This is a genomic window from Salinisphaera sp. T5B8 (genome assembly GCF_040361255.1).
Taxonomy (GTDB): domain Bacteria; phylum Pseudomonadota; class Gammaproteobacteria; order Nevskiales; family Salinisphaeraceae; genus Salinisphaera.
Map to the genome: position 1 here is coordinate 1 of NZ_APNG01000030.1, position 13350 is coordinate 13350.

General features: G+C 53.8%; 14 protein-coding genes. 3 read left to right on the forward strand and 11 right to left on the reverse strand.

Features of this window, described 5'->3' with window-relative positions; genetic code table 11:
- Nucleotides 1-66: 66 nt before the first annotated feature.
- From T5B8_RS18510 to T5B8_RS18525, 4 genes are all read right to left on the reverse strand, one after another.
- Nucleotides 67-699: a hypothetical protein gene (locus T5B8_RS18510; RefSeq protein WP_353180825.1), complete on the reverse strand. Its 633-nt coding sequence runs from the start codon at nt 697-699 to the stop codon at nt 67-69.
- 69 nt (nt 700-768) lie between these two features.
- Nucleotides 769-1332, reverse strand: a complete 564-nt coding sequence (locus tag T5B8_RS18515; protein WP_353180826.1) for a DUF4231 domain-containing protein — start codon at nt 1330-1332, stop codon at nt 769-771.
- 75 nt (nt 1333-1407) lie between these two features.
- A complete protein-coding gene (locus T5B8_RS18520) occupies nt 1408-2604 on the reverse strand; it encodes a putative sensor domain DACNV-containing protein (RefSeq protein WP_353180827.1) in 1197 nt (398 codons plus the stop codon).
- A gap of 155 nt (nt 2605-2759) precedes the next feature.
- A complete protein-coding gene (locus T5B8_RS18525) occupies nt 2760-3356 on the reverse strand; it encodes a hypothetical protein (protein WP_353180828.1) in 597 nt (198 codons plus the stop codon).
- Nucleotides 3357-3389: 33 nt separating this feature from the next.
- Between T5B8_RS18525 and T5B8_RS18530 the strand changes: the two genes are divergently transcribed.
- Nucleotides 3390-4454, forward strand: coding sequence for an IS5 family transposase (locus T5B8_RS18530; RefSeq protein ID WP_353180829.1), 1065 nt, complete (start codon nt 3390-3392; stop codon nt 4452-4454).
- A gap of 367 nt (nt 4455-4821) precedes the next feature.
- Here T5B8_RS18530 and T5B8_RS18535 read toward each other — a convergent pair whose 3' ends face one another.
- The 4 genes from T5B8_RS18535 to T5B8_RS18550 form a co-directional block, all read right to left on the reverse strand.
- Nucleotides 4822-5145: a hypothetical protein gene (locus tag T5B8_RS18535; protein ID WP_293617704.1), complete on the reverse strand. Its 324-nt coding sequence runs from the start codon at nt 5143-5145 to the stop codon at nt 4822-4824.
- A gap of 89 nt (nt 5146-5234) precedes the next feature.
- Nucleotides 5235-6110 (reverse strand): DNA methylase, encoded by an 876-nt coding sequence (locus tag T5B8_RS18540; protein WP_353180830.1) that lies wholly within the window; start codon nt 6108-6110, stop codon nt 5235-5237.
- A gap of 3 nt (nt 6111-6113) precedes the next feature.
- Nucleotides 6114-7370 carry a DNA methyltransferase gene (locus T5B8_RS18545; RefSeq protein ID WP_353180831.1) on the reverse strand — a complete coding sequence of 419 codons (1257 nt, stop codon included), beginning with the start codon at nt 7368-7370 and terminating at the stop codon, nt 6114-6116.
- A 133-nt stretch (nt 7371-7503) separates the two neighbouring features.
- Nucleotides 7504-7866, reverse strand: a complete 363-nt coding sequence (locus tag T5B8_RS18550) for a hypothetical protein (protein ID WP_353180832.1) — start codon at nt 7864-7866, stop codon at nt 7504-7506.
- A 1108-nt stretch (nt 7867-8974) separates the two neighbouring features.
- On the opposite strand from T5B8_RS18550, the gene msrB reads away from it, so the two are divergent.
- A complete protein-coding gene (gene msrB / locus T5B8_RS18555) occupies nt 8975-9421 on the forward strand; it encodes a peptide-methionine (R)-S-oxide reductase MsrB (protein WP_353180833.1) in 447 nt (148 codons plus the stop codon).
- A complete protein-coding gene (gene msrA, locus T5B8_RS18560) occupies nt 9421-9930 on the forward strand; it encodes a peptide-methionine (S)-S-oxide reductase MsrA (RefSeq protein ID WP_353180834.1) in 510 nt (169 codons plus the stop codon). Before msrB ends, msrA begins: the two co-directional genes overlap by 1 nt.
- A 347-nt stretch (nt 9931-10277) precedes the next feature.
- On the opposite strand, the gene T5B8_RS18565 is transcribed toward msrA, so the two are convergent.
- The 3 genes from T5B8_RS18565 to dctP form a co-directional block, all read right to left on the reverse strand.
- On the reverse strand, nt 10278-11588 hold the full coding sequence (locus T5B8_RS18565) for a TRAP transporter large permease (protein WP_353180835.1): 1311 nt from the start codon (nt 11586-11588) through the stop codon (nt 10278-10280).
- Nucleotides 11585-12139, reverse strand: a complete 555-nt coding sequence (locus tag T5B8_RS18570) for a TRAP transporter small permease subunit (protein ID WP_353180836.1) — start codon at nt 12137-12139, stop codon at nt 11585-11587. Before T5B8_RS18570 ends, T5B8_RS18565 begins: the two co-directional genes overlap by 4 nt.
- 74 nt (nt 12140-12213) lie before the next feature.
- A complete protein-coding gene (gene dctP, locus T5B8_RS18575) occupies nt 12214-13263 on the reverse strand; it encodes a TRAP transporter substrate-binding protein DctP (RefSeq protein WP_353180837.1) in 1050 nt (349 codons plus the stop codon).
- Nucleotides 13264-13350 lie beyond the last annotated feature (87 nt).

Sequence of the window (13350 nt, forward strand, 5' to 3'; positions counted from 1 at the left end):
GGCGGCATGACTCAAACCCACGAGCCTCCGGCATTCCCGGGGCGATTCATTCGGTGCTTTTTGTAGCTAAGGCACGAGATGCCAAGCATGAGCACGATGAATATCGAAACACTCCAGGATCACTCGTTGGTTGTTCCAATTATGCGACACGAGAAATCTTCCAACGGTTATACCTTTCATCTGGTTAGGCGCCAGAGAAAACGGAGGATATTTCACCACGCCCTTAAAACTAGCCCAAGCTCTGTCGCTTTTATGCGCCACGGCGTTTCGAATACGTTTCATTTTGTCTAAATCGGAAGCTCGAGGGAGCGTATTGGCAAACCTGTGACCATGACCTAAAAAGGTGTCGGCTCGCGACTTTACCAAGCCATAATCCCAATTTATAAAAGAGTTTGGGTGGTCAGGATGTACCAGCACTCTCTCGGCTATGCGTCGTGGAGCGCCTTTAACTCTGAACTTTTTGACGTCCGCTCTAACAAACCCGTTGGGGTCTTCCGACAAGTCGTCGAGCAGAATAACCCTGGCGAATTCTTCCCAATGCGTCCAAGCACTCAAGAATAATCCCTCAGCCAGCTTGTGATGGTCGGGAAATGTGAATAACCCTTTTCGCCCAAGAGCCCCAGCGACCTTGGCATATACAGAACCAAGATGATCCAGTGTGCTGAGAAATTGGTCTCGGTGATATGTTTGCGAGCTCATTAGCTACTCTACCGAACGCCAGAATAAGCCGCCAATTTGGAGCGCGAGCGGAAAATTGGTCGGCTTGATTCACTTGTTAACATTAGCTTGAATCCGCGCCCGTTCCTGTTCTACTAGCGAGGGTTCACTGACTTTCTTGCGTTCCTGAACTTTAGTAGCGGCTTCGTAGTCGGCCCCTTTGGTGGTAAACGCTTCTGCTTCTTGATTGATGGTGTTGTACTCGCCATTAATCCGATGTATTTCCTTCGAAACCGCATCCACATCAATGATGCCGTCGAAGTAGAGCGCAATGAGGCGCTCACATTCGCGCGCCAGCGCAAGGTATTGGTTAGCGACGGCTCGGTGCCCTTCGTATTCTTTCTGAAAATGGAAGAAAGTCTGCACCCCGCCAAGCACTGCTGCCACGAGCGCTAAGCCAGCCCCGGCCCATTTTGTCCAAACAGGGAGCTGTGAGCTAAGCTCAGCAAAAAAAACGGACCCCAGTAATAAGTTAATTACGATAATCGGAACACCAATTAGGACATGGTAGCGCCGCCCCCGCCCAGATGCAGCGAAGTGTTTGTGCTTGCCTAGATGACAATTCCACCGCAGCTTATCCAAAACACCAATCGTATAAGGAATAGCGTCGGTCATAGATTCTCTCTCGCTACATTAGTTCGTTGGAACTGCCCCCGAAAAGAGGAGCTGTGGATTAGGTTATTAGGATGCTTATACAAACATGGAAGTCGTGCAGTCCGGCCACACCTCAACAGTCTTCCCATCTTCGCTTCTGAACGCCCGAATTGGGCCGTCTTGAGAAATTACAAATGCAATCGCGTGCGGTACAGCTGCGGCAAAGTCCATTGCGGATCGGTGACGCGTTCCGTAGCGATTAACGGCAAAAGGTTGCCCGGAAGGAGATCCAAAGCCATCTGCTCCAATAGTTGGAATGACCGATGAGCGCGGCGCCGTCAGCGTAGCGCCGAAGGCGATCACTTCCAAATCAAAAGTTAGAATTAAAGCGCCGTCGACCGCAGCAAGCTGTGAAATTCTTTGTATCGATTCATTTGCCACCTTTCGGTACGCGATGCTGCTAGCAATTTCTCTTTCACATTCCATACATTTTTTCAGAGTGTCTTTAAGACTGACTGAGCCGCGTAATTTATATTTGCTCGCAAAACATGAATCGACTGGTGCCATGTCCGGCGGCAGAAGGACAATTGTGCCGCCATGGCCGCGAAGTGACGCTTCTGAAAGTAGGAGCTCTAGCCCATCTCTAATGTAGTGCCAATAACTCATGCCTGTAGAGCCGAATATGGGGTCCTTTTCAACAACTGCGTATACGTGCCGTCCCAAAGAATGACTTGTGAAGGGTGTTGGCTTAGCAACTTTAAAGTAGCCCGCGTGGAATGTGCCGATTAGACTATTGCCACGTGCAACGGCGAATGCAGCACGCCCTTTTGAAATCACAGTAAAGATGTCGGGTCTGAAGTTTGCCCCTCCAGCAACTCCGACGGGCACCTCTGAGAATCGGTTATGCCCTTGAGCATGTGACCAGAGCCCCCAATATTCCAGCGTCGCGTTACCACTATTCCAATGCAAAACGATTGTTGTCAGCACCGGATCGAAAGCTGGCGCAAGCTTTGCCAAGCTCGCCGCAGAGAACTCTGATTCGGAGTCCAGCCGCATAGGAGGGTGCATTGTCGGACCAACCAAACTATTGGGGTCTTGATCCCAGACCAAACCCACTGAAAAGTGAATTGGCTGCCCTTCTTCATCCCGCAAAGTAGCGAGAAAGCATTCGTCCAAAAGGCAACGAATTGCATCGACAGGCGGGGGTGAGAGCTTAGGCCTTCCTCTATGCGGATGCTCCTGGTCAGCGCGCCAAGCGTCGAGAATTTGGTCTGTATATTTAGGATCGAGCATTAGACAAAACTACCGAGATCTATCATTGTTAACGCCGAAGCTCAGTTGCCGCCGGAGCAGCCGAAGGCTGCGGAGGGAACCCGAAGCGCGCCAGCGCTTTGGGCGGTCAACTGCAGCGTTTCGTTATGCATTTTCACCATCTGTTCAACGAATTGTCATTTGCTAAATTTTCCGGGTACGACGGTATTCGCGCCGAGGAAATAAGCCTCTTTGACAGTCATATCCGGATTGAACATGCAAGCCCCGATAGCCAAGCGAAGGCTTTCTGCTGAAAACTGTCGAAGTTCTTCAGTTGAGGGATCATGACCGTAATAGTCTGTGGCAATCGCCCGCAGCCTTAGCTCATTACGTCTGTCGTCTTTACTAAAAATTTCAGTTTGGAGATGCCGCATCATTCGGCGCTTCGCGGCGTTACCGCCCTCGTTGATATCGCTCATCATTTGTCGGCAACTGTAGGCGCCCGCGTTGTCTTCCGAGGGATTTGAGTAATCACTTTGAGGGGGCGAAAACCGGCTTTCTAATGTCGAGTCGTTAGCGAAATAACCAGCTGCGTGTATCGGCCACAAGGCTCCCCTTATAAAATTTGAAAAAATATACGTGGACTGACCCATCTGAGTTTTAGGTTGATTTTCGCACCAGAGAATCCCTTTGATGATGCCTTCATCATTAATACAGTCTTTTCGATCCGACAGGACGTAGAAACCCGACAGAATTAAGGGGCTGCTGAAAAACCCGCCGGATTTACGCGACACTATCGTGACTCGAAGCCACAAGGAAGCCGCCTGATGCGTAGCCCGGATGCCGAACAGCCGTGCCTGTTTTCGTATTCCCAAACAGCCGATTTCGTGCCTGCGGATCACCCGTTACGCCGGATCCGATCACTCGTCGATGCGGCCCTGGAATCGATGCAAGGCACGCTCACGGTCAGTTACTCGCATACAGGCCGCCCCGGGATTGCGCCCGAGCGCCTGATCCGGGCGTTGTTGCTGCAGGTGTTGTACTCGATCCGCTCCGAGCGCCAGCTCGTTGAGCAGATGCGCTACAACATGCTCTATCGCTGGTTCGTCGGTTTGTCGCTGGACGACGCGATCTGGGATGCCACCACCTTTACCAAGAACCGTCAGCGCTTCATCGATAGCGACATGACCGCTCGTTTGCTCGAAGCCGTGGTCGATCAGGCACGCCAGCGTCGACTGCTATCCGATCAGCATTTCTGCGTGGATGGCACCTTGATCGATGCCTGGGCTTCGATGGGCAGCTATCGACGCAAGGACGATGACGACGAACCGCCCACAGGGCCGCCGAACTTCAAGGGCGACAAGCGCCGCTCGCACACGCACGAATGCAAGACCGACCCCGATGCCCGGCTCTACAAGAAAGCCCCGGGCCAGGCGAGTCGTCTGTGCTATATCGGCCATGTGCTCACCGACAATCGGCATGCGCTGGTGGTCGATAGCCAAACCACGGTGGCCAGTGGCACCGCCGAAGTCGATGCCGCATTGACGATGCTTGATAGAAGGCCGGGTACACGCCGCCTGACCGTAGCGGCCGACAAGAACTACGATCAAAAGCGCTTTGTGGCGGGCGCGCGAGCGGCCAACGTCACGCCGCACGTGGCCCAACATACCCGCGGGCGACGCTCGGCGATCGATGCCCGGACCACGCGTCACGCGGGTTACGCCCAATCACGTAACGCACGCCACCGCGTGGAAACGCCATTCGGTTGGGGCAAATTCAATCGCCCGCTCAAACAAACGATGCTGCGCGGGCTGGCCAGGGTCGGCGCCCAGGCCACGCTGGTGTTCACCAGTTATAACCTCGTGCGCATCGCCGCATTGGAGGCTGCATGAGCTCTTGCTGTGGCACTGCTGTGTCTGAAAACCGCGATTCGAGCGGTTTAACCCATCAAACTGAACAAAAAATGACCAATCAAGAGCGGTCGATCTCTTCAGCCGCGACGACGCGAATAGATTTTGCGGCTATTTCAGCAGCCCCTTAAAGCGCCACCAAGCCATATCGAAAGTACAACAAAGCCGATTGTCTTCATTCAGCCTCCCCCCCCCAAAAAAATTTATCAGCCGACCTTAATTCCCAACCGCTAGGACTCATGGTTAAGCAGAATACTGCCTACCGTCCGAGCCTTGACCGGTATAACGCCTAAGCTCAGTTGCCGGCCGAAGCGCGGCAGCGCTTTGGGCGGTCAACTGCAGCGATCTGTTATGTTTCAATTTCCCGCAGCTCAAAATGGCCCTTTAGTTTAGGCACCAGCTCGAATTTGGGTGGAGAGCCAGACGGCCAAGGAGCTTTTCGGGCTTCGATAAGCCACTGGCCAATTTTTTGATCGATTAGCTCACGACATGTGCTTCCCCAGAAGGAAGCCTTATCGATATTGACTTGGGTTACCTTTCCATTGGGCAGCTTAATGGACACAACTTCCCAAGATTTATAAAAAAAGTGATCGCGATCTGTAGCTGCGAGTTTTAACCCATACCCAGCGCCCGACGAGCTGTGTTTCCCGTTGTTCCAAGCTGTAACCTTCATCTTTTCCCGCAGTTTTCAACAGGACATAACGCCAAGCTCACCGGCAATTTTGGAGCGCAGCGGAAAAATTGTCCGAGTGCAGCGCTTTGTTATACCTTGATTATGTTCTCTAAGAATTGCTTAGCGTTTTCTTTATTGGAAAATTCGCCGGTAATTTTATCTGAATTAGAGTATTCAACAGCTATATATAGCTTTTCAAATATTGCATCGTTAGGAACAGATTCAGAGCTAAAATTATTAATAAATACTATCGCATCATCTACTGTTTCAAAGGAGCTGCTCACACCATAGAGCGGAGCGATCACTATCCGAGAAACTTGGCGATCTAGCGAGGCCATTAATGACGCCTTGAAATGCTGAACCTTCTCAGAACTTAACTCCATAATCTTGGTGAAAACTTGTTTATACTGATCTTGTGTTAGATTTTGAAGTGCATCAATTTTTGAAGCGGCATCATCATCTGGTGTACTCTCTTCAAAGCTAACATCTAAATCAAAAATGCGAAACGCTTCAACGATATCCTGGTACTCGATATACAAGGTTTCAAAGCCACAAGCATTTAACTGCTCAATGGATGGTGCCGTAAATACACCGGCTATAACTGCACCCAAAAAAGGCTTGTGGTATTTGTATTTTTCAGCAATAGGCAAGACCGCGCCTTGAATCTCTTGGGCTTTATTCTTCGAATGTTTTGTATATCTGCGCCATGCGCATTCGATTAAAGCCGCTGGGACGCCTAGCCTATCTTCAGTGCCATTTCTTTCTATAACAAAGTCCAAATCATGGAAACTGCCATATACATCCACCCACTTTACTTTTTTGCCTTTTCTCGCCTTACGAACTTTCCCGACTATATCAAGATATAGCTCTCTATCATTGCAAATAGATAGCAATTCCTTTTCGAAATATTTTTCTATAAACTCACCAATCATTTGGCCTAGTTTATGTGCTTTTGCATCTGCCATTCTTTACCCTCTAACCCAGAGACGCCCTTCATGGAGGGGTACTGTATGTGTTCTGTTTTTCCACTTTATATTCCTATCGCGAAGTTTCTCAAAAGAAAATGATTTAAACCCATGATAAACGGCAAGTTCTCCGAGCCATTTTTCAGCTGGCACGTGAACACCGTATGGGGCTGAATCACCGATTACAAAACATATTTCTGACCCTTTATCCATCACAGGTCTGCAATTTTTCCAGATTTTTGATAAATCCAGAAAATATGCCGCTATCATAGTGTGATAAGTTTTTTTACCGCCTTTTCCGAGCCTTACTTGTTCAAGCTCCCTGACAACAGGAGTGAGCTCTTCCAAAATTGGTTCAAGCAGTGACTCTTCAAGGATTTCATCGAGCACTATTTTATCTGCTGCGGAGTGTTGAGAACATGACCTCATAATTGTTGGTCTTACAGCTGTTTTCAGGTCACCCCAGCCATCAATTTCGCCCCAAAACATCATTTCTAGTCTTGTAGCATCTGCATAGTCATAGTTATTAGGATATGGAGGAGAAGTGATAAGTAGATTGCACTTTGGCGATTCTATTGAATCCCGAACATCCTGCTTAAATATCTGAGCGCTGTTAGACCAGTTTGACCATTTTGCGTATTCCATATCTTGGGCCATTAGCTCGGCTTTTCCTAAAAATGCCTCCTTAACATCAATGACTTTTGCTTTTGATTTTTTTGGCAAGACGTACTGCCACTGTGCCGTTCCCGCTTTACTGCATGCCCTAAGAATGGATGTTATATTGAGCCATACTAGCTCCCAAACAGGATTTTCATCAGCAAGTTTTTCATAGGCAAACCGCAAATTATCTAGCTTAGATAGCGCTTCGATGTCATAGCACTTTCCTAGCAAATTTGATTCATCATGGCGCTCAGTTTGTTTGTTGCGCTTTTCCGCTAAGTTAAGAACCTGATTGCACGCTTCTTTAAAATCCAATTCATCAAGCACCCATTGATTCTTTGCTTTGGCAATTCTCGCCACAAATGGATGGCCTTCAAAGCCGTAAACCTGATTACCTAAAGAAGCACCTGCAAAAGCTGTAGTGCCTGAACCTAAAAAAGGATCGAGAACAACAGCTTTTGTATCTTGCTCTGATTCAAATTTTCTTATTTCAGATTGAACCCACTCAGCCGAGTAGCCGGCTGAATAACGAAACCACCTATGAACAGGTAGTTTTATGTTGTCTGTGAAAGTGCCTGATCGAGCTTTAATTTTGCTCATCTATTAATCTCATATCATTTAAATAAAGTATTTTACCATGGTCATTTTCGAAAGTCCATGGTGTTTTTGGCACTTGAGGTATAACGCCAACTAGGCGGCATATATCCAGTACTAGATATATAAGTATCCATATCTATATATCTCCGACAATACGATCGACCAGCCCGAGTTCTTTGGCGACTCCGTAGGTGCTACGCCACGCCTTCTCTTCGGGCCGCCATCGGCCGCCTTGCCGTCTCACGGTTTCCCGCAGCGCCTTCTCGTCGTAGCCGATACGCAGCAGAACCGGCTCATCGGCGGCGCGCTCCATCAGATGTGATTCACGACTGCCTTCTGGATGCCATGGCCGCGTCTCTTCGATGAGTTCGACGGTTTTGTACCGCGTCGCAGTGGAAGCGTCGTATCGGTAACGCACGCAAACCAGCCGCTCGCCGTATTTCTTGACGAGTGCTTTGGTCCCGTTCTGACCGGGCTGCAGGTTCAGTCGAGTTTCCAAGCGCGCCCCCTCGCCTTGGCTATTCGACGACATTAGCGGATTTCGCATACTCGGCAAATGCGCTTAGGGGTGAAAATCGCGAACCTGCGCCAAAGGTCTAATGCGTTTTCAACTTGGTCAATGGATAGGTAGAGGAAAAGCTATGCGCGCATATGTGGCGGCCCCGCGGAGCGTTCTGGTCTGACTCGCTGAACAGTCGATTCGGAACTGGGCAGGCTCGAGCTCGCGTGCTTTCGGCGCTTCACGAGTTTGTCGTTGCTTTTTTTTCGCACTGCTGTGCGACTCACTTTCGTTTGCTCGTCCAAACGAAAGGAAGCAAAGGAAAAGACGCCCTGGTTGCGCGTCGGCGCTGCGCGCCGAACCACTGCGATGCGCGTACCAAAGGGATACGGCCAGAACTCGGATCGCTTTGGCGATCCTCAGCCAGGCTGGCCGCACCGGCGCTATGCGCCGGACACCCTTCGGCCCTGTGCTTCTCGTTCGCTTCACACGGGGCCCGAATACAGCAGGTAACCCGTAGCCTTGAGCCGCTACGGCTACCCACCGAAATCAGGGCGCGTGTCTACGTTCTTGTCGGATTACGCCGTAGGCTAATCCGACCTACAAAAGCCGTGACCTTGAGCGAGCGATAGCGAGCTTGCCTGTATTGAGGTCCTTGGGCGTAGCGCCGAGCAGTGGAGGCGGCAAGCGGAAGAAGACGGCCGGATGTTTGAGCGAAGCGAGTTTCCGGCCGTCCCGCTTGCCGCCGGAGCCGCGCAGGGAACCGATGCGAAGCATCGGCGCAAGACAGGGTGCCCTTCTCTTGGTTACTTCTCTTGGGCAAGCAAGAGAAGTAACTCGCACAGCAGTGCGAAACCCCAGGTAGAAATTAACCCGCACCATCAATTCAAACCGCAAAAGGGCGTGAACTACTGAGGTTTCGACATTCAAAGCTCCGACCGCAGACAGCAATGCTCGAATCGTGCTTCGACGCCGTTAAGAGGCAACGCATGGGTTCCTGAACACCGGGGGCCGATTGTCGGCCCGGGCGCTACAGCGGCCGATACACTTGATTTAACCCCACCGGCCATCATGTATTGACCTATTCGCACACAGCTTTGAGCGCGACATGCCGAAGTACAGCAAATCCCCCGAAGCCATTGCCCAACTGGATAAAAATCAATACTGGGTCACCCAGGAAAGCGGCACGGAACCGCCGGGCACCGGTGAATACCTGAACAACAAGGCGCCCGGCATTTACGTGGATATCGTCTCCGGCGAGCCGTTGTTCGCCTCGAGCGACAAGTACGAATCCGGCTGCGGCTGGCCGAGCTTTACGAAACCAATCCAGCCCGCGTACGTAAACGAACTACAGGACAACTCGCACGGCATGACCCGCACCGAGGTGCGCTCGACGCACGGCGATAGTCATCTGGGCCATGTTTTCCCGGACGGGCCACAGGATCGTGGCGGGTTGCGTTACTGCATCAACTCGGCGTCGCTACGCTTCATCCCGAAAGACGAGATGGAGGCCGAAGGCTACGGCGAGTTCATCGATCAAGTGGAGGACATCTGATGGCACAAGAAAAAGCGATTCTGGCCGGCGGCTGCTTCTGGGGCATGCAGGACCTGATTCGCCGCTACGACGGCGTCATGTCGACCCGCGTGGGTTATTCCGGCGGCGATGTGCCGAATGCCACCTATCGCAACCATGGCGATCATGCCGAGGCGATCGAGATCGTGTTCGACCCGGATACGATCAGCTATCGCCAGCTGCTGGAGTTCTTCTTCCAGATCCACGACCCCACCACGAAGAACCGACAGGGCAACGATGTGGGCCGCAGCTATCGCTCGGCGATCTACTACACCAGCGACGAACAGAAAGCCGTCGCCGAAGATACGATCGCGGACGTGAACGCCTCCGGCATCTGGCCGGGCAAGGTCGTCACCGAAGTCGAGCCCGCGGGCGATTTCTGGGAAGCCGAACCGGAACACCAGGATTATCTGGAGAAGTTCCCGAGCGGCTATACCTGCCATTTCGTGCGTCGCGACTGGCGCCTGCCACGGCGTAACGAAACGGCCTGATCGGGCACACGCGGCGTGCTTCTGGTTAGCGCGCCGCGTTTTGCTTCATTGCGGTGCTCGAAAAAGCGAGTCCGCAAATGCACGCCAATAAACGCGAATGAAGCATCGCTGGGGCCGAGCGCTGCGCTACAAAGTGTGCTTGCCCGTCATAATCGGTCGATGACGTTGGTTACACACGCTCTGACCCGCGATTCGAAACGAGTTTAGCCATCTTCCCATTCCGCCTTCATTTGCGCCCTTTGCGTTCATCGGCGGACTGTTGAAAAAAACAGGCCTCGCGATAGCGACCACGAAAAAAGCCCGCCGGCAACGTCGCCGACGGGCTTTCATACGTCTAGCGTATGGCGCTAGAACACCAGGTTTGGCAACCAGGTCGCAATCTGCGGGAAGATCATGATGATCGCCAGGCCCACGATGCCCACCATCACGTAGGGCAGTACCGAGCGGTAGATATCCTGCATCGTGATCGAGGGCGGCACCACGCCCTTGAGATAGAACAGGTTGAAACCGAACGGCGGTGTCATGTAGCCGATTTCCATGTTGATCACGAACAGAATGCCGAACCAGATCGGGTCGAAGCCGAGGCTTTCCACGATCGGCATGAACACCGGCAGCGTGATCAGCATGATGCCGACCGGGTCGAGCACCATGGCCATGAGAAACAGAATGACCTGCATGGCGATGATCGTGCCCCAGGGCCCGCCGGGGATCATTTCCATCCAGCCTTCGATCATGGCCTGGGCATCCATGCTCTGATAGGCCGCGCTGAATGCGTGTGCGGCAAACAGAATCCACAGGATCATGCCGGTGAGCGAGAACGTGCGCAGAGCCGCATCTCGAATCAGCGACCAGGTGAACTTGCGATAGACCGCCGCCGAAATCAGCGCGCCGAGCACGCCCATGGCAGCGGCCTCGGTCGGCGTGGTCATACCCAGCATGATCGAGCCGAGCACCATCACAACGATCAGAATCGGCAGCAGCACGGCACCCAGCGAGCGGAACTTCTCCGGCCAGTCGCCGCGCTCTTCCGGCGGCAACGCGGGCGCGAGTTCGGGCTGGAAATAGCAGCGCACGAGTACGTAGATCGCCACCAGGATGACCAGCAGAATGCCGGGCAGCACACCCGCGGCGAACATCTGGCCGACGGACACGCCAGTGATCAGCGAATACAGGATCATGATGATGCTGGGCGGAATGAGAATACCCAGTCCGCCGCCGATATTGATCGCCCCCAGGGCCATATGCTTGTCGTAGCCGCGTTCGAGCATCGACGGCAGCGCGATGGTGCCCATGGCCACCACCGCCGCGCCGCTGATGCCACACATGGCCGCGAACACCGCACAGATGAACACCGTACCGATGGCCAGCCCGCCGCGCGTGCCGCCCCACCACAGATACATCATGCGATAGAGCGAATTGGCCACGCCGGTGCGTTCCAGAATCATCGCCATGAACACAAACAGCGGGATCGCGACGAGCGTGAAGCTCTCCATCGTGCCCCAGATCTGCGAGGCCACCAGATAGAAGGAATCGATCCCCCAGGTGAAATAGAGAAAGAGCACCGACACACCGCCGAGCACAAACGTCAGCGGCAGGCCCAGGACGAGAAAGAACAGCAGCGCGCCGAAAAACAGCAGGGTCGTGAGTTCGATACTCATGCCGTTTCTCCCGGGTTGCTGTCACGCGCCGAGGCCACGCTGGGCGGCGCGATCGCCCCCACCGCGATGGCGATGTCCTCGACCAGCTTGGCGATGCCCTGCAGCAATAACAGCGCGGCGGCCACGGGAATGGCGATCTTGAACGGCCACACCGGCGGATTCCATGCCGAGTAGGACGTTTCCATGCTGTCGACCGATTCCCAGGCGATGACGCCGCCGTAATAGAACAGCGTGATCGTGAACAAAAAGAACAGCGAGGACGTGAATACATCCAGCGTCGCGCGAACGCGCGGGCCCAGGGCACTGTAGAGCAAATCCACATTCACATGCCCGCGATGGGCCATGACGTAGCCGCCCGACATCACCGCATAGAAGCCGAACACGAACTGGGTGAGTTCGGTGGTCCATACCCGGGGCGCATCCAGCGCGTAGCGATAGATCACGCCCAGCAGCAGCACGGCGAACATCACGAAAATAAGCAACGCCACCGCCCGGCCGATCCAGTCGTTGAGCCGGGTGATTGCGTTGATGAAACCCTTGAGCAGGCGCATAAGCGACTCCCGCAGATAAGTGCGCCCCGCTGGCCACGAGGGCCAGCGGGGCGACGGTCAGACCAGAACCCGGATCAGGCGTTTTCGTCGAGATAGCCCAGACGGTTCAACATCGTCTTGAGCTTGTCGAGCGCTTCGGCAGCCTTGTCGCTACGCTTGCCCTGCTCTTCCCAGGATTTCTGGGCGACTTCGGTCAGATGCTGCTGCACATCGTCCGGCAGCGTGGTGATCTGCACGTCCTGTTCGGCCATGGCATTGGCCAGGGCGAGCTGCTCTTTGTAGAGATACTCGTTGGTACGCACCCAGAACTGCTCGTTGAGCGCGTCCTTGACCGTCTTGGCGTCTTCGGGCGAGAGCTTGTCAAGCGCCTTCTGGTTGATGATGAATACGTCCGTGCCGGCGATATTGAGCGCCGGTTTGACGTGGTACTTGGCCACTTCGTACAGGCTCATGCTGGCCGCACCCTGGGCCGCGCCCCAGTGCGCGCCGTCGACCACGCCGCTGGAGAGCGCCGTGTACAGCTCACCGCCGGGAATATAGCTCGCCGAGGCGCCGGCTTCCGTGAGGAAGGTCTGCAGCGCACCCGAGGAACGGATCTTCAGGCCCTTGAAATCGTCCATGCTGTTGATCGGGCGATCGACCACCATTTCGGTCGGGTACACCTTGTCGGTGGACCAGTACACGCCCTCTTCGGCGGCTTCTTCGCGCAGCATGTCCTCGAAGCCCATGTTCTTGTGGAAATAGGCGGCTTCCCAGACATTGCGAAAGGCAAACGGCAGGCCCGAGGCGATGCCCGCCAGGCTCATCTGGTTCTGTGCATAGGCCGGCGAGATAGTGCCCATCTGTACGGTGCCGCGCTTGACCGCGTCGAAGGTCTGCTGGGCCTTGAACAACGCGCCAGCCGGGTAGAGCTTCAGCTTCACACGGCCATCGGTGCGCTCTTCGATGACGTTCTTGATGCGCACCAGGCTGTCTTCATACGAACTGCTCGAACTCGGCCAGTGCGACTGTACGCGCCAGGTGGTGCTCTTTTGCGCCAGCGCGCTCGTCGGGGCCAGGAAAGCGGTCAGCGCGAGCGCGGTCGCGCCCGCCAGCAACCCCTTTTTGAAAGGTGTCGAAAGCATCGGATATCTCCTCCATGAATGTGCGTTGCAAACCGGTCCGCGTATTCGTGGTACGCCGTACCGGCCGCAGTCCGGCCAACCCGGATG

Excerpts from the sequence above, each read along its gene's own strand:
- T5B8_RS18510 (WP_353180825.1), bottom strand. The coding sequence starts at position 699 with ATGAGCTCGCAAACATATCACCGAGACCAATTTCTCAGCACACTGGAT.
- T5B8_RS18515 (WP_353180826.1), bottom strand. The coding sequence starts at position 1,332 with ATGACCGACGCTATTCCTTATACGATTGGTGTTTTGGATAAGCTGCGG.
- T5B8_RS18520 (WP_353180827.1), bottom strand. The coding sequence starts at position 2,604 with ATGCTCGATCCTAAATATACAGACCAAATTCTCGACGCTTGGCGCGCT.
- T5B8_RS18530 (WP_353180829.1), top strand. The coding sequence starts at position 3,390 with ATGCGTAGCCCGGATGCCGAACAGCCGTGCCTGTTTTCGTATTCCCAA.
- T5B8_RS18535 (WP_293617704.1), bottom strand. The coding sequence starts at position 5,145 with ATGAAGGTTACAGCTTGGAACAACGGGAAACACAGCTCGTCGGGCGCT.
- T5B8_RS18540 (WP_353180830.1), bottom strand. The coding sequence starts at position 6,110 with ATGGCAGATGCAAAAGCACATAAACTAGGCCAAATGATTGGTGAGTTT.
- T5B8_RS18545 (WP_353180831.1), bottom strand. The coding sequence starts at position 7,370 with ATGAGCAAAATTAAAGCTCGATCAGGCACTTTCACAGACAACATAAAA.
- msrB (WP_353180833.1), top strand. The coding sequence starts at position 8,975 with ATGCCGAAGTACAGCAAATCCCCCGAAGCCATTGCCCAACTGGATAAA.
- msrA (WP_353180834.1), top strand. The coding sequence starts at position 9,421 with ATGGCACAAGAAAAAGCGATTCTGGCCGGCGGCTGCTTCTGGGGCATG.
- T5B8_RS18565 (WP_353180835.1), bottom strand. The coding sequence starts at position 11,588 with ATGAGTATCGAACTCACGACCCTGCTGTTTTTCGGCGCGCTGCTGTTC.
- T5B8_RS18570 (WP_353180836.1), bottom strand. The coding sequence starts at position 12,139 with ATGCGCCTGCTCAAGGGTTTCATCAACGCAATCACCCGGCTCAACGAC.
- dctP (WP_353180837.1), bottom strand. The coding sequence starts at position 13,263 with ATGCTTTCGACACCTTTCAAAAAGGGGTTGCTGGCGGGCGCGACCGCG.